The sequence below is a fragment of the Dactylosporangium sp. NPDC006015 genome (genome assembly GCF_040614215.1).
In the GTDB taxonomy this organism is placed as follows: Bacteria; Actinomycetota; Actinomycetes; order Mycobacteriales; family Micromonosporaceae; genus Dactylosporangium; species Dactylosporangium maewongense.
In genome coordinates this window covers 23,684-43,002 of sequence record NZ_JBEXUD010000053.1, presented here as the reverse complement: position 1 = coordinate 43,002, position 19,319 = coordinate 23,684, and the positions used below count along the sequence as shown (strand labels likewise).

The 19,319-nt window shown below is 71.2% G+C and carries 13 protein-coding genes and 1 riboswitch; of the genes, 4 read left to right on the top strand and 9 right to left on the bottom strand.

Annotation, left to right across the window (positions count from 1 at the left end):
- Nucleotides 1–80: 80 nt before the first annotated feature.
- Entirely contained in the window at nucleotides 81–1,268 is a 1,188-nt protein-coding gene (locus ABZ321_RS49655) for a polysaccharide lyase family 7 protein (protein ID WP_354903417.1), read from the bottom strand.
- A 335-nt stretch (nucleotides 1,269–1,603) separates the two neighbouring features.
- On the opposite strand from ABZ321_RS49655, the gene ABZ321_RS49650 reads away from it, so the two are divergent.
- A complete protein-coding gene (locus ABZ321_RS49650) occupies nucleotides 1,604–5,215 on the top strand; it encodes a CARDB domain-containing protein (protein ID WP_354903415.1) in 3,612 nt (1,203 codons plus the stop codon).
- A gap of 155 nt (nucleotides 5,216–5,370) precedes the next feature.
- Entirely contained in the window at nucleotides 5,371–6,255 is an 885-nt protein-coding gene (locus ABZ321_RS49645; protein ID WP_354903413.1) for a hypothetical protein, read from the top strand.
- A gap of 511 nt (nucleotides 6,256–6,766) precedes the next feature.
- Here ABZ321_RS49645 and ABZ321_RS49640 read toward each other — a convergent pair.
- Complete coding sequence (locus ABZ321_RS49640) at nucleotides 6,767–7,459, bottom strand: DUF3662 and FHA domain-containing protein (RefSeq protein ID WP_344504554.1); 693 nt, start codon at nucleotides 7,457–7,459, stop codon at nucleotides 6,767–6,769.
- A 233-nt stretch (nucleotides 7,460–7,692) separates the two neighbouring features.
- Here ABZ321_RS49640 and ABZ321_RS49635 point away from each other — a divergent pair, with 233 nt between their 5' ends.
- Nucleotides 7,693–9,120 carry a cellulase family glycosylhydrolase gene (locus ABZ321_RS49635; RefSeq protein ID WP_354903411.1) on the top strand — a complete coding sequence of 476 codons (1,428 nt, stop codon included), beginning with the start codon at nucleotides 7,693–7,695 and terminating at the stop codon, nucleotides 9,118–9,120.
- Nucleotides 9,121–9,173: 53 nt separating this feature from the next.
- Here the strand turns inward: ABZ321_RS49635 and ABZ321_RS49630 are convergent, their stop codons facing one another.
- From ABZ321_RS49630 to gcvT, 5 genes are all read right to left on the bottom strand, one after another.
- A complete protein-coding gene (locus tag ABZ321_RS49630) occupies nucleotides 9,174–10,319 on the bottom strand; it encodes an amidohydrolase family protein (protein ID WP_354903409.1) in 1,146 nt (381 codons plus the stop codon).
- Nucleotides 10,320–10,385: 66 nt separating this feature from the next.
- Complete coding sequence (locus ABZ321_RS49625; RefSeq protein WP_354903407.1) at nucleotides 10,386–11,444, bottom strand: lytic polysaccharide monooxygenase; 1,059 nt, start codon at nucleotides 11,442–11,444, stop codon at nucleotides 10,386–10,388.
- Nucleotides 11,445–11,644: 200 nt separating this feature from the next.
- Nucleotides 11,645–12,991, bottom strand: a complete 1,347-nt coding sequence (locus ABZ321_RS49620; RefSeq protein ID WP_344504806.1) for an L-serine ammonia-lyase — start codon at nucleotides 12,989–12,991, stop codon at nucleotides 11,645–11,647.
- A 5-nt stretch (nucleotides 12,992–12,996) separates the two neighbouring features.
- Nucleotides 12,997–13,389: a glycine cleavage system H protein gene (locus ABZ321_RS49615; protein WP_344504558.1), complete on the bottom strand. Its 393-nt coding sequence runs from the start codon at nucleotides 13,387–13,389 to the stop codon at nucleotides 12,997–12,999.
- Between the two features lie 5 nt (nucleotides 13,390–13,394).
- A complete protein-coding gene (gcvT, locus tag ABZ321_RS49610) occupies nucleotides 13,395–14,456 on the bottom strand; it encodes a glycine cleavage system aminomethyltransferase GcvT (RefSeq protein ID WP_354903406.1) in 1,062 nt (353 codons plus the stop codon).
- 157 nt (nucleotides 14,457–14,613) lie between these two features.
- A riboswitch (glycine riboswitch) is annotated at nucleotides 14,614–14,707 on the bottom strand.
- A gap of 128 nt (nucleotides 14,708–14,835) precedes the next feature.
- Between gcvT and ABZ321_RS49605 the strand changes: the two genes are divergently transcribed.
- A complete protein-coding gene (locus ABZ321_RS49605) occupies nucleotides 14,836–16,863 on the top strand; it encodes a sigma-70 family RNA polymerase sigma factor (protein ID WP_354903404.1) in 2,028 nt (675 codons plus the stop codon).
- On the opposite strand, the gene ABZ321_RS49600 is transcribed toward ABZ321_RS49605, so the two are convergent.
- Nucleotides 16,838–17,599 carry a hypothetical protein gene (locus tag ABZ321_RS49600; protein ID WP_354903403.1) on the bottom strand — a complete coding sequence of 254 codons (762 nt, stop codon included), beginning with the start codon at nucleotides 17,597–17,599 and terminating at the stop codon, nucleotides 16,838–16,840. The genes ABZ321_RS49605 and ABZ321_RS49600 overlap by 26 nt on opposite strands.
- A 1,051-nt stretch (nucleotides 17,600–18,650) precedes the next feature.
- A complete protein-coding gene (locus ABZ321_RS49595; RefSeq protein WP_354903451.1) occupies nucleotides 18,651–19,304 on the bottom strand; it encodes a methyltransferase domain-containing protein in 654 nt (217 codons plus the stop codon).
- Between the last annotated feature and the right edge of the window lie 15 nt (nucleotides 19,305–19,319).

Genomic DNA, 19,319 nt, shown 5'->3' with positions numbered 1-19,319 from the left:
GGCAGGACCCGCACAGCACACCGAGGGCCGGTCTCCCGAACGGGGAGGCCGGCCCTCGGCCGTCGCGGCACGCCGGCAGATCAGGCGTGTGAGACGGTCAGGGCGTAGAACTTGACCTTCGCGCCGTTGGTGGTGCTGTCGGAGGAGGACTGGTTGTAGGAGCCGGCCTTGAAGTACATGCCGTACTGGTTGAACGACGACGGGATCGGGTAGCTGGTGGTGCTGCCGTTGACGGTCAGGTTGATCCGGTTGCCGCCGGAGATGGCGATGACGTAGGACCACTTGACGCCGAGCGGGACGTTGCCGACGAGGTGCAGGGTCTGGCCGCCGTCGGGGGAGTTCTCGGTGCCGAGGTAGATGTCGCCGTTGGGGCGGTAGTACAGCTCCAGCAGCGGCTTCGTCGACGGGCCGCCGGTGCCGAGGTGGACCTGGCCGACGCAGACGTTCTTCGTCACGTTCGGGATGCGCAGGGTCGCGCTCATGCGGTGTGACCCGGCGAGGCGCCAGTCCGCGGCGGTGCCGTTCGCGTTCATCTCGCGCAGCTCGGAGCGGGCGTAGTTGGAGTTCGGGGTGGTGACGCCCTTCTCCGGGGCCCAGAAGGTCATCGAGCCGTCGTTCTTGTCGGTGAAGAAGTACGCCGGGTTCGTGTACCCGTTCGGGCCGCGCAGCTGCGACGACGGGATGGTCGTGGGCGCGCCGGGGGAGCCGACGGGCAGCTGCAGCTGCCAGATCGACAGGTCGAAGTTGCCGCCGGGCGCGACCGCGGGGTTCAGGCCGCCGGAGGGCGGCGGCACGGTGCCGCCGGGCAGGGTCCACGTCTGGTTGGCGGCGCCGGTGCACGTCCAGATCTGCAGCCGGGTGCCGTTCGCCGAGCTCTGCCCGGTCGCGTCGAGGCACTTGCCGGAGCCGGCGTTGACCAGGGTGCCGTTCGAGGCGGTCCACTGCTGCGCCCCGGTGCCGTTGCAGTCGTACAGCTGGATGAGCGCGCCGTTCGCGGTCGACGCGGCGGTCACGTCGAGGCACTTGCCGAGCGCCTTGATGGTCGTGCCGTCGACGGTCCAGGTCTGGGCGGCGGTGCCGTTGCAGTCGTAGAGCTGGACCGCGGTGCCGTTGGCGGGGCTGGCCGCGGCCACGTCCACGCACTTGCCGCCGAGTCCCGTGATGGGTCCCGCGGTGGCGGCGTTGGCGTCGGTACCGCCGAGCGTCACGGCGAGAACCGCGGTGGTCGCCACCAGGAGGGCTGCGCCGGCGAGGGTGGGTCTGTTCATGGGGGTGTCCCTTGCGGAAGCGGGGCGGGGGATTAGGCAAAGTGGTTAACAATAAACACTCCTATCAATGCCTTGTCAATGAACCGGTGTCGCGCATGTTGACGAACCGTCAGCCATCTGAAATCTTGGATGCCCAGCGACGCAAGAAATTTGCATAACCCGTCAAGATTTTGTGCGCCGCTGTGCAAGCCGCGTAGCAGTCGACCGCCACCGCCTGCTCCGTACACCTCACCGTCCGTCCCCGCCGCCGCGACCAGACAAGCTCCGACAGCCCGCTGGACGTCCTCCCGCGGGCTCGGTGCGTCGCGCCCCCCGCCCCGAGAGGCCAAGACGTCATGAGAACTCGAAAGACCAGGTGGCGGCTCTTTGCCGCGGTCCTGGCGACCGCGGTCATCGCCGCCACGATGCCCCCGGCCGCGCAGGCCGCCGGCGGGCCCAACCTCGCCCTCGGCAAGTCCGTACAGGCCAGCAGCTCCAACGGCCCGTACGGCACCGGCAACGTCAACGACAACAACGCCGGGTCGTACTGGGAGAGCACCAACAACGTGTTCCCGCAGTGGATCCAGGTCGACCTGGGCGCCAACACGGCCATCGACCAGGTGGTGCTGAAGCTGCCCTCGAACTGGGGCACCCGCACGCAGACCCTGGCCGTGCAGGGCAGCGTCAACGGCACCGCGTTCAACGACCTGTCGCCGTCGGCCGGGCGGGTGTTCAACCAGTCCGCGCAGAACGTGGTGACCATCAACTTCACCGCGGCCAGCGTCCGGTACGTGCGGGTCACCATCTCCGCCAACACCGGCTGGCCCGCCGCGCAGCTGTCGGAGTTCGAGATCTACGGCGCCGCGGGCACCGTCCAGCCGCCGACCGCACCCGGCAACCTCGCCTACACCCAGCCCGCGTCGGGCCAGATCCGGCTCACGTGGACCGCGTCGACCTCGGCGGCGGGCATCGCCAGCTACCAGGTCTTCGCCAACGGCGCGCTGCGGGCGACGGTCGGCGGCAACGTCCTGGTGTACACCGACACGCAGCCGGACACGGCGACGGTCGAGTACTACGTGAAGGCGACCGACCCGGCGGGTAACACGTCGGCGGAGAGCAACCACGTCACCCGGACCGGGACCACCCCGCCGAACGGCACGAACCTGGCCCAGGGCAAGGCGATCGAGGCCAACTCCTCGGTGTTCTCGTTCGTGGCGACCAACGCCAACGACGGCAACGTCGGCTCCTACTGGGAGTCCAACGGCCTCCCCGGCATCCTGACGGTGAAGCTCGGCTCCAACGCCGACATCAGCTCCGTCGTCGTGAAGCTCAACCCCGACACTGCGTGGGGCCCGCGCACCCAGGCGATCCAGGTCCTCGGCCGCGAGCAGTCCGCGACCGGGTTCACGTCGCTGAAGGCCCGCGCCGACTACGGCTTCAGCCCGACCGGCAACCAGAACACGGTGTCGATCCCCGTCAGCGGCCGCGTCGCCGACCTGCAGCTGCAGATCTTCACCAACAACGGCGCCCCCGGCGGCCAGGTCGCCGAGCTCCAGGTCATCGGCACCCCGGCGCCGAACCCGGACCTCGTCGTCACCGCCCTCACGTGGTCGCCGTCGGCCCCGACCGAGGTCACCCCGGTCACGGTCTCCGCGACGGTGCGCAACGCCGGCACCGCCGCTTCCGCCGCCACCACGGTCAACGTCAACGTCGGCGGGGCCTCCGCCGGGACCGCCGCCGTCGGTGCGCTCGCCGCCGGCGCGTCCACGACCGTCACCGTCAACGCCGGCACCCGCGCCATGGGCAGCTACCCGGTGTCCGCGACCGTCGACCCCGCGAACACGGTCGCCGAGCAGGACGAGTCCAACAACGCGTTCACCGCCTCGTCGCAGCTCGTCGTCGCCCAGGCGCCCGGCCCGGACCTGCAGGTGCTGGGCGTGTCGTCGAACCCGGCGAACCCCGCGGTCGGCGCGGCCGTCAGCTTCACCGTCGCCGTCAACAACCGCGGTACCACCGCGTCCGGCGTCAACACGGTCACCCGCGTCACCGTCGGCGGCACCACGCTCAACGGCACCACGGGCTCGATCGCGGCCGGCGCCACCGCCAACGTCGCGATCAGCGGCACCTGGACCGCGACCAGCGGCGGCGCGACCATCACCGCGACCGCCGACGCCACCGGCGTGCTCACGGAGACCAACGAGAGCAACAACACCTTCACGCAGTCGATCGTCGTCGGGCGGGGCGCGGCGGTGCCGTACACCTCGTACGAGGCGGAGGCCGGCACCTACCAGGGCACCCTGGTGACCGCCGACTCGCTGCGCACGTTCGGGCACACCAACTTCGGCACCGAGTCCTCGGGCCGCGCGTCGGTGCGCCTCAACAGCCAGGGCAACTACGTCGAGATCACCTCGACCAACCAGGCGAACTCGATCGTCGTGCGCAACTCCGTCCCGGACTCCGCTTCCGGCGGCGGTCAGGACTACACGATCAGCCTGTACGCCAACAACGTCTTCGTCCAGAAGATCACGCTGTCCTCGAAGTACAGCTGGCTGTACGGCACGACGGACGACACCGAGTCGCTGTCGAACTCGCCGCAGGCCAACGCCCGCCGCCTGTTCGACGAGTCGCACGCGCTGCTGGCGTCGTCCTACCCGCCCGGCACCAAGTTCAAGCTGCAGCGCGACGCCGGTGACACCGCGTCCTTCTACTACATCGACCTGATCGACCTGGAGCAGGTCGCGCCGGCGCTCAGCCAGCCCGCCGGGTGCACGTCGATCACCACGTACGGTGCGGTCCCCAACGACGGCATCGACGACTCCGCCGCCATCCAGCGCGCCGTCAACGACGACATGAACGGCGTCATCAGCTGCGTCTGGATCCCGGCCGGCCAGTGGCGGCAGGAGCAGAAGATCCTGTCCGTCGACCCGACCCGCGGCCAGTACAACCAGAAGGGCATCCGCAACGTCACCATCCGCGGCGCGGGCATGTGGCACTCGCAGCTCTACACGCTCACCGAGCCGCAGAACGTCGTCGGCAACATCAACCACCCCCACGAGGGCAACGTCGGCTTCGACATCGACGACAGCACGCAGATCTCCGATCTCGCGATCTTCGGCGGTACGACCAACCGCGCCAACCGCGGTCACGGTCTGAACGGCCGGTTCGGGAAGAACACGAAGATCAGCAACGTGTGGATCGAGCACGTCAACGTCGGCGCGTGGGTCGGCCGCGACTACAGCGACACCCCCGCCTACTGGAACCCGGGCGACGGTCTCGAGTTCACCGGGATGCGCATCCGCGACACGTTCGCCGACGGCATCAACTTCTCCAACGGCACGAAGAACTCCCGCGTGTTCAACTCCTCGTTCCGTACCACCGGCGACGACTCGCTCGCCGTCTGGGCCAACCCGCGGGTGAAGGACGCGGCCGTCGACATCGCCCACGACAACCACTTCACCAACAACACCGTCCAGCTGCCGTGGCGCGCCAACGGCATCGCCATCTACGGCGGCTACGGCAACGGCATCGAGAACAACCTCGTCTCCGACACCATGAACTACCCCGGCATCATGCTGGCGACCGACCACTCCCCGCAGCCCTTCAGCGGCACCACGGTCATCGCCAACAACGGCCTCTACCGGTGCGGCGGCGTCTTCTGGAACGAGGACCAGGAGTTCGGCGCGATCACGCTCTTCCCGTCGTCGCTCGACATCGTCGGCGTCACCATCCGTGACACCGACATCTTCGACTCCACGTACGACGGCATCCAGTTCAAGAACGGCGGCGGCAACATGCCGAACGTCGCGATCACCAACGTGCGCATCGACAAGTCCAACAACGGCGCGGGCATCCTCGCCATGTCCGGCGCGCGCGGCAACGCCAACCTGACGAACGTGACCATCACCAACTCCGCCGACGGCAACATCGTCAAGGAGCCCGGCTCACAGTTCGTCATCACCGGCGGCTGATCATCCGTTCCGCTGCGGCGCGGGCCCGTCCTCCTCCGGGGGCGGGCCCGCGTTGCGTTTGTGTCGGCTGGGTGACCGTCTGTCAACCGCCTGGGTCGATGGGCCGTCCGATATACGCGGCACGGCGCCGCGTCCGTCCTGGAAGGAGCCCGCAGATGCTCCGCTTCTCGTTCTTCGCTCTGACCGTCGGGGCCGTCCTGCTGCTGCCGTCCGCGGCGGTCGCGGCCACCGACCTGCCCGCACCGACCGTCACCGGCACCGCCATCGGCCCCGCCTCCGGCGCCGGCCCCGTGACCCTCATCGGGGTCCGGACCGGCCGGCACGCCGCGTACGACCGGACCGTCTTCGACTTCACCGGTGGCACTCCCGCGTACCGCGTCGAATACGGCCGGCTCGAGCACCAGGCCCGCGACGAGGCGATTCAGCTCTCAGGCCCCGCCGACCTGGTGATCGTCTTCCAGGGCCTCGCCGGCGTCCGGGACATGGCCACCCGCAACCCGCGCCTGCCGACCCTGCTGCAGATCAAGTCGGGCGGCTTCTTCGAGGGGTACGCGAGTTTCGGCCTCGGCCTCGCCGACCGGGTTGGCTTCCGCGTCCTCATCCTGCACAACCCGGAGCGGATCGCCGTTGACGTCGCCCACCAGCCGTCGCAGCCCTTCGGCACGACCACCGTCGCGCGCACCGGCACCGCCCCCGATGCCGTGGTCGCCGCGGTGCGGTCGGGCCGCCACCCTGGCTACGACCGCCTGGTCTTCGACATGGCCGGCCCCGACCTGCCGACGGTGTCCGTCTCGTACGCGTCCACCGGCCCGACGATCCGGCTCACCTTCACCGGCAACGGCTCACCCACGCAGTCGCCGCACGCGTCGTACACGGGCCCGGCCGATCACACGTTCGACCTGCCGTCCCTGCGCGCCCTGCACTTCACCATCATTGGCGCCGGCCTCATGACCGCCGACGTCACCACCGCCCACCGCAACGGCTTCCGGATCATGCTGCTCCAACACCCGACCCGCGTCGTCCTCGACGTCCGAACCTGACCGCGGCGGCCGGTGATGGCTGCCGGGGGCTCACGTTCTCCACGCCCATGATCGAAGGACGGGAACCGCCGCGCGGCTCCACGTCCTTGATCGAAGGACGGAACCGGCTGTCCGCGCGGCCAGGGCCGTCCTTGGATCACGACGGCGGGCGCAACATTCAACGCGATGGTCCCGGAGCGCCCGCTGCTCGTGATCGAAGTCGTCCGGTGGCTGTGTGGACGGCCGAGGTCGTCCTTGGATCAACCGCGACCGGGTGCTCGCTGCCAGGTCCGCCTTGGATCACGAGACGGTGGGCAACGGGCCGACGGGGGCAGGCGGGGGCAGGCAGTGGATGCGGCGCTCGGGCTGCCCCGCGTCTCGGCGCGGGCAGCGTGCCGCGCAGCGGCACATCGGGAGGGATACGGGGTGGGCGGGGCCGCCGGGCGTTCCTCTTGTCAGCGACCCTAGCACCACGCTGCAAATCGTCGGCGTGTCGTGTGAGGTCGGGATGACTGGGTGTGAAGAGAGGTGGTCAGGACGGGGGGTGCTCGACGCGGACGGAGAGGCGGGTCGTGCCGATGACGATCTCGTCGCCGGGGTTGACGGTGACGGTGGTGACCTTCTGGCCGTTGACCCGGGAGCCGTTGGCGGAGCCCAGGTCGGTCAGGGTGAGCCGGTTGCCGTCGAAGTCGAGGCGGGCGTGCTGGCGGGAGGCGCCCGTGTCGGCGAGGCGCAGGTCGGCCTGGTCGCCGCGGCCGATGACGGTGCTGCCGCGCTGGACGGCGTGGGCGTAGCCGTCGTCCGTGACGAGGCGGACGCCGCTGTCGGGGCCGCGCCGGGTGCGCTGGTCCGCGCCGGTGTACACCTGGGCGTCGACGCGGAAGAGGCCGGTCTCCAGGTTCTCGCCGCGGGACACCTCGACGAGGATGTCGCCGTAGACGGCCCAGCCCTGCTCGCCGATGTACTCGGCCTGCGACTGGGCGAGCTCGCGGGCGAGGGCGGCGGCGTACGCGGCCAGGCGCTCGTGGTCGGCGGGGGACAGGACGATCACGTAGCGGTTGGGGACCAGGATGCGGCCGCCGGGGATGCTGGTCTTCCCGGCGTTCGCCTCGGTCTGCATCGCGTTGAGGATCTCCACCGGGTGGACGACACCCTTGAACACCTTGGCGAAGGCGCCCTCGACCAGACCCTCGAGACGCTTCTCAAACCGCTGCAGTCCGCTCACGCCGACACCTCCGCTCCGCTCCGGCGTCGCCGCGAGCCACCCTGCGCCTATGGTGAGCGGGCCTGCGGCCCGCTCACGCCTCAACGGTAGCGGGCATGAACGTTTCACGACCGTCGTGGTGCCGACAAGGCCGGCGGCAAGGGTGCTGAGCTGGGGAAAGGGCCAGGTCAGAGATGTCCCGGGACATCGGTGTAACTGGCGTCACCCGGAAGGAGCACCCAGGATCGCCGGTCATGAAGGTCTTGCACAAACGTGGACTCCTCGCGGTGGGCGCCGCCACCGCCCTCGCGGTCACCGGGATCATCGTCCTGCCCGCCGTCAACGCGTCCGCGGCCAGCGGCTGCCGTGTCGCGTACACGGTGAACCAGTGGCCGGGCGGGTTCACCGGCAACATCACGATCACCAACCTCGGCGACGCCGTGAACGGCTGGACGCTCGGCTTCACGTTCCCCGACGCGGGGCAGAAGGTCGGGCAGGGCTGGTCGGCGACGTTCAGCCAGAGCGGCGCCGCGGTCACCGCCCGCAGCCTGGACTACAACGGCGGCCTGGCGACCGGCGCGTCGACGAGCATCGGCTTCAACGGTACGTGGACCGCCGCCAACCCGACGCCGGCGACGTTCACGCTCAACGGCGTGACCTGCACCGGCGGGGTCACGAACAGCCCGACGCCGTCGAAGTCCCCGTCGAGCAGCCCGTCGCCGAGCACCAGCCCGAGCACGCCGCCGCAGGGTGGCACGCCGCTCGCGGCCAACGGGCAGCTGCACGTCTGCGGCGTCAACCTCTGCAACCAGAACAACAAGGCGATCCAGCTGCGGGGCATGAGCACCCACGGCATCCAGTGGTTCGCCTCCTGCGTCACCAACGCCTCCGTGGCCGCGCTTGCCGACGACTGGAAGGCCGACCTGCTGCGGATCGCGATGTACGTGCAGGAGCAGGGCTACGAGACGAACCCGGCCGGGTTCACCAACCAGGTCAACCAGTACGTCGACCTGGCCGAGTCCAAGGGCATGTACGCGATCATCGACTTCCACACGCTGACGCCGGGTGACCCGAACTACAACCTGGACCGGGCCAAGACGTTCTTCGCCTCGGTCGCGCAGCGCAACGCGAACAAGAAGAACGTCATCTACGAGATCGCCAACGAGCCCAACAACGTGTCGTGGCAGGGGATCAAGTCCTACGCGGAGCAGGTCATCCCGGTCATCCGGGCGGCCGACCCCGACGCGGTCGTGATCGTCGGCACCCGCGGCTGGTCGTCGCTCGGCGTGTCCGACGGCACCGACGAGTCCGAGATCGTGTCGAACCCGGTGAACGCGCAGAACATCATGTACACGTTCCACTTCTACGCCGCATCGCACCTGGACAACTACCGCAACGTGGTGTCGCGGGCGGCCGGCCGGCTGCCGCTCTTCGTGACCGAGTTCGGCACGGTCACCTACACCGGCGGCGGCAACGTCGACCTCAACAGCAGCGCCGCATGGCTGGACCTGCTCGACTCGAAGAAGATCAGCTACGCGAACTGGACGTACTCGGACGCGAACGAGAGCAGCGCCGCGTTCAAGCCGGGCACCTGCTCGGCGGGCAGCTGGACGAACCCGAACCAGCTGACCACCTCCGGCGCCTTCCTCCGCGGCCGGATCCGCACCGCCGACAACTTCTGATCCACCCGCGAAACAGGGGGCGGGACGCGCGCGCGTCCCGCCCCCGACGCACGTCAGACCAGCAGGGCGAAGTCCCGCTTCACCACGCGGCCGTCCACCAGCACGGTCCGCACGTCCGACGCGGTCACGCACGAGACGACCGCGCCCGCCCGGTCGCCCCGCAGGTGGCCGAGCCCGTCCAGGAGCAGCAGGTCGGCGCGTCCGCCCGCTTCGACGGTACCGACGACGCCGGCGAGACCCACGGCCCTGGCGCCGTCGAGTGTCGCCGCGAGCAGCAGGTCCCCGGACGGCGGCACCGACGCGGAACCCGTCGCCAGCCGGGCCGTGCGCAGCGTGTCCCGCAGCGGCTCGAACAGGTCCGGCGGGTTGTTGATCACGACGTCGACGCCGAACGCGGGCCGCGCGCCGGCCTCCGCCAGCCGCCCGTACGCGGACCCGCCGTGCCCCATCACCGCCTCCACCGTCGGCGTCACCACGACGGCCGTGCCCGACTCGGCGAGCAGCTTCGCGTCGTCGGCGGTGACCGCGTTGAGGTGCACGAGCTGCAGGTGCGGGCCGAGCAGCCCCTCGTCGTGCAGCCGCCGCACGCACGGGCCGGCGACGTGCGCCGCGACCATCACGCCGAGCTCCCGGCCCCGCCTGATCGCGGCGGCGGCGGTGTCCCAGTCGCCGTACTCGGGGCCGAGGATCGACAGCGCGCCCGTGACCCGGCCGGTGGCGCGCCCGAGTGAGGCGGGGTCGCAGAACCCGACCACGGCGCGGATGCCGGACGTCTCGAACGCCTCGACCACCGCGTCGGTGTGCTCGGGGGAGTGGGTCGCGTTGCTGTAGTCGAAGACCGTGGTGACGCCCGCGTTGAGTGCCGCGCGGGCGCCGAGGAGCGTCGCCCGGCCGGCGTCGGCGGGGGACATCGCGGCCAGGGCGGCGCCGAGCACCTCCACGAAGTACCGGGACATGGGCATGTCGGCGCCGGAGCCGCGCAGCGGCGCCTGCCACACGTGCCGGTGCGCGTCGACGAACCCCGCGGTCACGGTGAGCCCCGTCGCGTCGATGACGTCACACGAGGGATCGGCCTGGGCGGCGAGCGAAGGACCGACGGCCGTGATCACGCCGCCGGTACAGAGAACGTCGGTGCCCGGCAACTCCGGACCGTTGCCGGGCACGACGTGAGCGTTCTGAATGAGCACCTGACGATGCACGTACACCTCCGAGAAAAGCTTTCATGAAAGCTATCTCGAAAGTCATGTGCTCCGCAAGGCGCGGGGTCAGGTGGCGGTGCAGGTCACCGCCGGTGCCGAGTTGGTGCCGTTCCAGGAGCCGTTGAAGCCGAAGCTCGTGGACTGCCCGGCGCCCAGCTTGCCGTTGTAGCTCACGTTCGTGGCCGTCGAGACGGCCCCGCTGGACGTGATCGCCGCGTTCCAGAACGAGGTGATCGTCTGGCCGTTGGCCCAGGTCAGGCGGACCGTCCAGCCGTTGGTCCCGGCCGCGCCGGCGGTGACGGTCACGTTGGCGCCGAAGCCGCCGCTCCACTCGCTGGTCTTGGCGTAGCTCGCCGAGCAGCCGCCCGGCGGCACCGAGACCGACGCCGACGCCGACGGTGACGTCGACGGCGACCGCGAGGCCGACGGCGACGTGGAAGGCGACCGCGACGGCGACGCGCTGTTCGAAGGCCCGGGCCCACCGGTGAAGATCACGTCACTGCAGAAGTAGTACGACTGGTCCAGGTGGCTGGCCTGCCAGATCGTGTACATGACGTGCCGGCCGGTCCGGCTCCCGGCGTTGACCTGCGCCTGGTACTGCGGCGCCGGCGCGTACCGCCCGGTGCTGTTGACCAGTTCGAGGCTCGCCCACGTCAGCGGCTGCGTGGTCGGGTCGAACCCCTGCTTGGTGATGTAGACGCGCAGGTAGTCGGCGCCGTGCTGGGCGGCGTCGGTGAGGGTCAGCGTGAAGTTGTTCGGCTTCGTCGCGGCGACCCACGCCCCGACGGTGTCCATGGAGGCGTACCGGCCGTTCTGCGTACGCCCACCGCTGCACAGCTGACCGTCGGGGATGGCGGCCTGGTGGTTGCCGGCGACGCCCTCACGGTAGAGGCCGTTCCAGTTCCACATCGTGTCCGGGTTGGCCTGCCAGGCCTGGGCGCACATCGGGTCGGTCTGGGACATGTTCGGGTTCTGGAAGTCGCTGCCCCACCTGGCCCAGCAGCCGTAGTTGCGCGACGGCGGGTCGGTGACCGAGCCGTGCGCGGCGGCGGGACTCTGCGCGACGACGACCGCGGCCACCGCGGCGGCCAGGGTGGCGACCGCGCCGATGGCGAACGGTCTCATACGGGCTGAAAGTTGCACTGGGAACTCCGTCACGTCGATGCGAGTTGCATGCATGGCGACGCCTGCGGCGCAGCTCAGATGCTGTCCGCGGCGCTGTGCGGCTCCCACCTACATGATACCCGCGCCATGGATCACCGTGAATGGACAGGTCCCCGAGCGCCCATGCGCACACGCGATCCAGCCACGGGGGAACTACAGTCTCAGCACTCGATGACGGTGACGGCCAGGCCGCCGCGGGCGGTTTCCTTGTACTTCACCGACATGTCGCGGCCGGTGTCGCGCATGGTGCGGATCGCCTTGTCGAGGGTGACCTTGTGGCTGCCGTCGCCGTTCAGGGCGAGACGGGCGGCGTTGATGGCCTTCACGCTGGCGATGGCGTTGCGTTCGATGCAGGGGATCTGGACGAGGCCGCCCACCGGGTCGCAGGTGAGGCCCAGGTTGTGCTCCAGGCCGATCTCGGCCGCGTTCTCCACCTGGGCGGGGGTGCCGCCGAGGACCTCGCACAGGCCGGCGGCGGCCATCGCGCACGCCGAGCCCACCTCGCCCTGGCAGCCTACCTCCGCGCCGGAGATGGAGGCATTGCCCTTGATGAGGATGCCGATGGCGGCGGCGGTGAGGAGGAAGCGGGCGACGCCGTCGTCGGTGGCGCCGGGGACGAAGCGCGTGTAGTAGTGCAGGACGGCGGGGATGATGCCGGCGGCGCCGTTGGTCGGGGCGGTGACGATGCGGCCGCCGGAGGCGTTCTCCTCGTTGACGGCGAGGGCGTAGAGGTTCACCCAGTCGAGGACCTTCAGCGGGTCGGCGCCGTCGGCGGAGGCCTTCAGGTCGCGGTACAGTGCCGGCGCCCGCCGCGGCACGCGCAGCCCGCCGGGCAGGACGCCGTCGCGGGAGCAGCCACGGTCGACGCACGCCTGCATGACGGACCACAGGTGCAGCAGCCCGGCCCGGGTCTCGGCGTCGGGGCGCCAGGCGCGTTCGTTGGCGTACATGACGGCGCTCACCGGCAGGTCCAGCGAGGCGCACAGGGCCAGCAGCTCGCCGCCGGTCGCGAACGGATGCGGCAGCCGCGTGGTGTCGGGCACGATGCCGGTGTCGCCGACCACGAAGCCGCCGCCGACGGAGAAGTACGTCCGCTCGAGCAGCGGCGCGCCGTCGGCGGAGAAGGCGGCGAACCGCATGCCGTTCGGGTGCTCGGGCAGCGACTTGCGCCGGTGCAGGACGACGTCGTCGTCGACGGAGAACGCGACGGCACGGCCGGTGGCGAGGCGGAGCAGGCCGGTGCGGCGGACGTCGTCGACGCGTTCGTCGGCGGTGTCGGTGTCGACGGTCGCCGGGTCCTCCCCGAGCAGGCCGAGGACGACGGCCTTCGCGGAGCCGTGGCCGTGGCCGGTGGCGCCGAGCGAGCCGAAGAGCTCCGCCCGCACCCGGGCGACCGGCAGCCCGTCCAGCGCCGACGCGAAGCGGCGGGCGGCGCGCATCGGGCCGACGGTGTGCGACGACGACGGGCCGATGCCGACGGAGTACAGGTCGAACGCGCTCAGCGCCACCGGGCTCACCCGACCAGGGCGGCGTAGGCGGCGGCGTCGAGCAGCTCGGGGGCGGCGCCCGTGAGGCGGAGCGTGAAGAGCCAGCCGCGCCGGTACGGGTCGTCGTTGACCGCTCCCGGTTCGGTGGCGATGAGCGGGTTGACCGAGACGACGACGCCGTCGGCGGGCGCGACGAGGTCGCTGACGGACTTCGTCGACTCGATCTCCCCGCACGGCTCGCCGGCGGTGACCAGCGTGCCGACCTCGGGCAGCTGCACGTAGACGATGTCGCCGAGCGCGGACGCGGCGAACGCGGTGATGCCGACGACGCCGTCGGAGAACCACTCGTGGTCACGCGTGTAGGACAGGTGCGACGGGATCGCGGACATGGCGCTCATCTCCGGCTGGTTCGACGACATGACGTTCACTTCGGCGGTGCGACGTAGAAGGGCAGTTGCACGACGGTGGCCTCGACGCTCGCGCCGCGGACGTCGACGGCGAGCCGGGTCCCGGGCTCGGCGAGGGCGGACGGCACGTACGCCATCGCGACGGGATGGCCGAGGGTCGGCGACAGCGCGCCGCTGGTGACGGTGCCGGCCACCGCGCCGGTCGCCGGGTCGAGCACCTGGTAACCGGCGCGCGGCGCCCGCCGGGATCCGGTGACGAGCCCGGCCAGGACCTCGACCGGCGCCGAGTCGCGCTGGCGGCGCAGGGCGGCGGCGCCGACGAAGTCGCGTTTGGAGAAGTCGACGAGGCGGGCGAGGCCGGCCTGCAGCGGGGTCCGCCGGACGGACAGCTCGTGCCCGTACAGCGCCATCCCCGCCTCGAGGCGCAGCGTGTCGCGGCAGGCCAGCCCCGCCGGCGTCGGGCCGCGGTCGAGCAGCGCCCGCCACACGGCGACGGCGTCATCCGGGCGGCAGTAGACCTCGAAGCCGTCCTCGCCGGTGTACCCGGTCCGCGCCAGCAGCACGTCCCGCCCGGCGAGCGGGAACGGGCGGATCGCGTAGTACCGCAGCGGCCCCGGGTCGAGGATCGACGCCGCCGAAGGCCCCTGCACGGCGATCAGCGCCCAGTCGGCGGACGTGTCGCGGACGGTGACGTGGAAGCCGTCGGCGTGCTCGCGGAGCATCGCGAAGACGACGGCGGTGTTGGCGGCGTTCGCGACCACCAGGTAGCGCCGGTCCGCGAGGCGGTAGACGACGAGGTCGTCGAGGACCCCGCCGGTGTCGTGGCACAGCATCGTGTACCGGGCGCGCCCCACCTCGATCGCCGACAGCCTGCCGACGAGCGCGTAGTCGAGGAACCGGCCCGCCTCGGCGCCGGTGACCTCGAGCTGGCCCATGTGCGACAGGTCGAACAACCCGGCGGCGCGCCGCACCGCGTGGTGCTCGGCGAGGTCCCCCTGGTAGCGCAGCGGCATGCGCCAGCCGGCGAAGGAGGTGAAGGTGGCGCCGAGATCGCGGTGCACGTCGAAGAGCGGTGTCACGGAGGCTCCCTGGGTCCGGATGCCGTCGCGGACGGCACCCCTGCTGGGTGACCTCCCCGCTCTGTCATCGGAGCCTGAGAGCTTCGCCGCCCGCGACGAGCGGGACGGTTTGCACCGTGGGCGCAGGACACGGATCGTCCTGACTTTCCAGAGTCGCCTGACCGCGGCGGTACCGATGCCTGAGAGATTCTGGGGAGAACGTTGCTCCTTCGGCGCCTCGGACTGACCGAGGGCTCTCCCGTCGCGGGTCGTGCAGCGCGATATGCGGTTGTGGTCAGGACCGTAAGTCCCGCCGCACCGCCCCGTCAAGCCCGGAAAGTGTTATGACACGAGACCGGAGGGGGTCCGCCAGAGGGTGAAGGAACAGACGGGAACGACAGTGGCACAGTCCGACGAGGTCCTCGTGGCGGCGGCCCGCGACGGTGACCGGGCCGCCGTGGAGGCCCTCGCCGCGCGCTACCTGCCGCTGGTCTACTCCGTCGTCGGCCGCGGCGCCGACCGGGACCTCGACGTCGACGACATCGTCCAGGACGCGATGGTCCGGGTCGTGACGGGGGTCTCGACGGTACGGCAGGCCGGGCGTTTCCGGTCGTGGGTGGTGACGATCGCCCTGCGGCAGCTCGCCGACGCCCGCGCGGAGGCCCGCCGGGCCAGGCTGACCCGCGGCGAGGACCAGCCGGACGGCCTGCCCGACACCGCCGACCCGTCGGCGGACTTCGTCGGCCTCGCCGTGCTGCGGCAGGTCCTGGACGTCGAGCAGCGGGGTATCGCGGAGGCGGCCCGCTGGCTGGACCCGGCGCACCGCACGGTGCTGTCGCTGTGGTGGCTGGAGGCCGGTGGTCACCTGACCCGCGCCGAGGTCGCCGACGTCCTCGACCTGCCGGCCGCGTACGCCGGGGTGCGGGTGCAGCGGATGCGCGAGCAGCTCGACGTGGCCCGTTCGGTGGTCCGTGCCCTGGACGCGTCGCCCGGCTGCCCGGCGCTGCGCGAGGTGGTGGCCGGCTGGGACGGCGAGCCGGACCCGTTGTGGCGCAAGCGGATCGCCCGGCACGTCCGCGACTGTCCACAGTGCACGGAGCGGTCCCGCCGGCTCCCGGCGGCGGAGGGCCTCCTTGCCGGCCTGCCGCTCCTGGCGCCCCCACCGAAGGCGGCCGCCGGCGGGTGGGCGCTCAAGGCCTTCGCGCTGGCCGGCGGGGCCGCGGCCCTGGCGCTCGCGCTCGTGATCGGCGTGACGGTGTGGCGGCAGCCCGACGAGCCGCGGCGGGAGGTGCCGGCCGCCCGGCCGCCCGCGACCGCCCAGGCGCCCGCGCCGTCCTCGCCCGCCGCTTCCCCGGCCGCACCGTCCCCGTCCGTGCCGCCGTTCTTCGCCACCGTGCCCGCGGTGCCGAAGGTGGCCGAGTTCGCGCCCGCGGGTGCGGTGCGCCAACAGCAGCGGGTGGCGGGCCGCGACAACGGGCAGAGCACCCGGTACGGCGACCGGTCCGTCTGGATCTTCGGCGACACCACGCTCAAGGACCCGTTCGGCTTCCTGTCCAACAGCGGCGCCGCCACGAAGGACCTCGACGCGTCCGACGGCATCGACCTCACCTCCGGCAGCCCCGTCGCCGTCGACGCGTCGAAGCCGCCGGTCGAGCTGATCGTCCGTAGCGGGACCGAGCTGGAGTACGAGCGGACCCACCCGGCCCGGTTCGCGTTCTGGCCCGGTCCTGTCGTCGCGGACCCCGCCCGAGGCCGGATCCTCGTGTTCTACGGCAAGCTGTGCCGCGCCGCCGACCCGTGCACCGGCCCCATCGGCAAGGGCCTCGGCACCGGCATCGCCGCGATCGACATGGGCACCGGCGCCGTCACCCGCCTCACCGCCGTCAACGGCCCCGCGGTCACCAGCCTCGAAGGCACCGACCCGACGATGTTCTTCCCCGACGGCGCGGGGTTCAGCTCCGCCGCCGTCACCGTCGGCGACGTGCTCTACGCGTACGGCGCCTGCACGTACCAAGGCTGCAAACTCGGCAAGGTCGGCCTCGCCGACGTGACGGACCGTCGCAAGTGGACGTTCTGGACGGGCGGCGGCTGGACGGCCGACCCCGCGGCCGGGGCGTTCACGATCGCCGCCGGCGCGGCCGGGCAGACCGTCCTCTACGCCCCGGCGCTGAAGGCGTGGATCAACACGTTCATGCCGTACGGCAGCAACGACGTCATGTTCCAGGTCGGCGGCGCCCCGTTCGGCCCGTGGTCGAAGCCGGTGAAGGCGGCGCCCGTCCCGGCGGGCGGCGACGCGGCCAACTACGCGCTGTTCGCGCATCCGGAGTACGCCCGCCAGGACGGTCTCGTGCAGTACCTGACCTACTTCAACCCCGCGAGCGGGGAGCAGCGGATCGCCCGCATCAGGTTCCAGCCGGGCCGAACGTGAGCCTGATGAGGCGCCGTTCGCCGCTGTCCGGGTGGAAGTACGACAGGTACTGGACGAGCCCGTCACGCCGCGCGTACTCGGGGTGGCCGAACAGCGCGTAGTCGGTGGCCTTCCCGCCGGCGGTCGCCATCGCCTTCACCGGCTTCGACCAGAGCCCGAACGGCACCTTGTTCGCCTGCTCGTACGCCTTCTCCGCGGCGGACCTCGGGATCAGCTCCACCGGCGCCTTCGACGCGTCGACGGTGACCGGGTTGTTCGACGTGAGGTCGATGCCGTCTCCCGCGTCGAGGTCCTTCGTGGCCGCGCCGCTGTTGGACAGGAAACCCCACGGCTCCTTGAGCGTCGTGTCGTCGAAGATCCAGACGGACCGGTCGCCGTGCCGGGTGCTCTGCCCGTTGTCGCGGCCCGCCACCCGCTGCTGCTGCCGTACCGCACCCGCCGCCACGGCCTCGCTCACCTCCGGCACCGCGGGCACGGCGGCGAAGAACGGCGGCGGTGCGTTCCCCGCGGCCGACTTCGCCGGCGCACCCCCGGACGCCCCGCGCGACGCCGCGGCGGTGCTGGACGGACTGTTCGACGGTGCGGCGCCCCCGGCGCCGGCCCCAGCGCCGGCGGACGGAGCCGTGCCGGTCTGGCTCCGGCCCTGGGTCTGGTTCTGGCCTTGGGGTCCGCACCCCGACCCGGCGAGCAGCACGACGGCCGCAACCCCGGCCGCGGACAGGTGGCGCAGGTTCACTTCATCCCCTTCGGTTCGATGGTCCGGATCCACAGACCCGCGCGCCCCACGACCCGTAACACTTCCTCCGTACCACCCTTGCCACCGCCACCCCTCGCCGCGCAGGGATGTCCATTTCCGGGATCGATCTCGCTGGTCGGTCTGGCGTGTCCCCGCGCGTCACCCTCGCGCAGACGTTGGTCAATGCCCGGAGATGTCCGATCTCCGAGATCGACGCTGTGCGATCTACCCCTCAATTGGAGATCATCTTGGGGGTGGATCGCGCAATGTCTATTGCGCAAAAGCCGCAAACGCGGGCATTGACCAATGTCTGTGTTGGGGCGCGGGGGAGGTTGGGCGGGTGGAGTGAGGTTGCTGTGGGGGAGTTGCGGGCGTCGGTGGGGGTGCCGGTATTGGTGAGCGCGGCGCGTAGGTCGGGGCGGTGGTGCAGCGGTTGCGGATCCGGGGCGTGGGCGGCTGGGCCTGAGTTGACGTCGGGGGTGTGTGGGGTGGCCGGGCCTGGGTTGCGGCTGACGCTGGGGTGTGGGGGCCGCCGGGCTGAGGTTGGGGGTGTGTGGGTGGCTGAACTTTGGTTGCGGCTGAGGTTGGGGCGGTGGTGCGAGAGTTGCGGATCGAGCGGCTGGCCTACTCTGGGGGAATTGGGCCGGGTGGGCGGGGGAAGCGGCGCAGGCTGGACGGCGGTGTGCGTCGCGTTGCGTGACGACCTGGCTGGCGAGGGCTGCGTCCGGAGACCTCGCCGCGTCCGGCTGTCCGGACGCGGCCTTGTCAGGGCAGTGTGCGGGTCGCCGGTGCCCGGGGGTTCTGATGGGCCTGCGGTCGGGTTTCTTTCGCCGGGGTTGCCGCGGTTTTTTGTGCACCATGTGAAGCCCGGGCTCGGAGCGCCGGGGGCGTAGTGGTTCCGGGTGGCGGCGCGAAAGTTTCCCGGCTGACGGTTGGCCGAACGGCGGGGCGTGGCGGTGGGGCAGGTGGACCTTACGGAGAGGTGCCTGACCGACACCGCCGGCGACGTCGTGTGGCTGGGGTCCGGGTGGTGGTGGTGGTGGCGAAACTTTCAGGCGGGGCGGCGGGCGATCGCGATCACGGACTGGCCGAACGGTGGGGTGACGAAGCGTTCGGCGAAGCGGGTCATCGGGGCGACCGTCGAGTCGTAGAACTTGACCATCATGCCGGGGCCTGGCTTCTGGCGCAGGAGGCAGGTGGAGACGTAGTAGCCGATCAGGCCGAGCGAGTTGGCGTAGTGCAGCTTCTCGATCTCCAGGTCGGCGGCGAGCAGCACCTCACGCATGGTCTTCTTGGTGTACCGGCGGACGTGGCCGGTGGCGATGTCGGCGGGGCCCATCGCGAAGGGGAACGCCGGCACCACGATGATCACGTGGCCGCCGGGGCGGACCAGGGAGCGCATGGTGCGCAGGGCGCCCAGGTGGTCCTCGATGTGCTCCAGGACGTTGTACGACACGGCGGCGCTGTGCTCGGCGGTGATGTCGCTGGGCAGCATGAGCTCGCGGATCGACACCTCGCGGTTGGCCGAGAAGCGCTCCTTGAGCGCGAGCAGCCGGTCCGGGTCGGCCTCCGTGACCGTCATGCGCGGAGCGTGCTCCAGCCACTCCGCCGCATAGTCGCCCAGGCCCGCGCTGACCTCGATCGGGTCGTCGCCCAGGTACGGCGTCGCGAACGCGACGAACCACTTGCGGTGGTTCTTCGCCATCGCGAGGCCCTCGAG

What these genes read in the sequence shown, in the direction of transcription:
- ABZ321_RS49645 (WP_354903413.1), top strand. Translation starts at nt 5,371, where the DNA reads ATGCTCCGCTTCTCGTTCTTCGCTCTGACCGTCGGGGCCGTCCTGCTG.
- ABZ321_RS49655 (WP_354903417.1), bottom strand. Translation starts at nt 1,268, where the DNA reads ATGAACAGACCCACCCTCGCCGGCGCAGCCCTCCTGGTGGCGACCACC.
- ABZ321_RS49615 (WP_344504558.1), bottom strand. Translation starts at nt 13,389, where the DNA reads ATGTCGTCGAACCAGCCGGAGATGAGCGCCATGTCCGCGATCCCGTCG.
- ABZ321_RS49650 (WP_354903415.1), top strand. Translation starts at nt 1,604, where the DNA reads ATGAGAACTCGAAAGACCAGGTGGCGGCTCTTTGCCGCGGTCCTGGCG.
- ABZ321_RS49625 (WP_354903407.1), bottom strand. Translation starts at nt 11,444, where the DNA reads ATGAGACCGTTCGCCATCGGCGCGGTCGCCACCCTGGCCGCCGCGGTG.
- ABZ321_RS49595 (WP_354903451.1), bottom strand. Translation starts at nt 19,304, where the DNA reads ATGGCGAAGAACCACCGCAAGTGGTTCGTCGCGTTCGCGACGCCGTAC.
- ABZ321_RS49635 (WP_354903411.1), top strand. Translation starts at nt 7,693, where the DNA reads ATGAAGGTCTTGCACAAACGTGGACTCCTCGCGGTGGGCGCCGCCACC.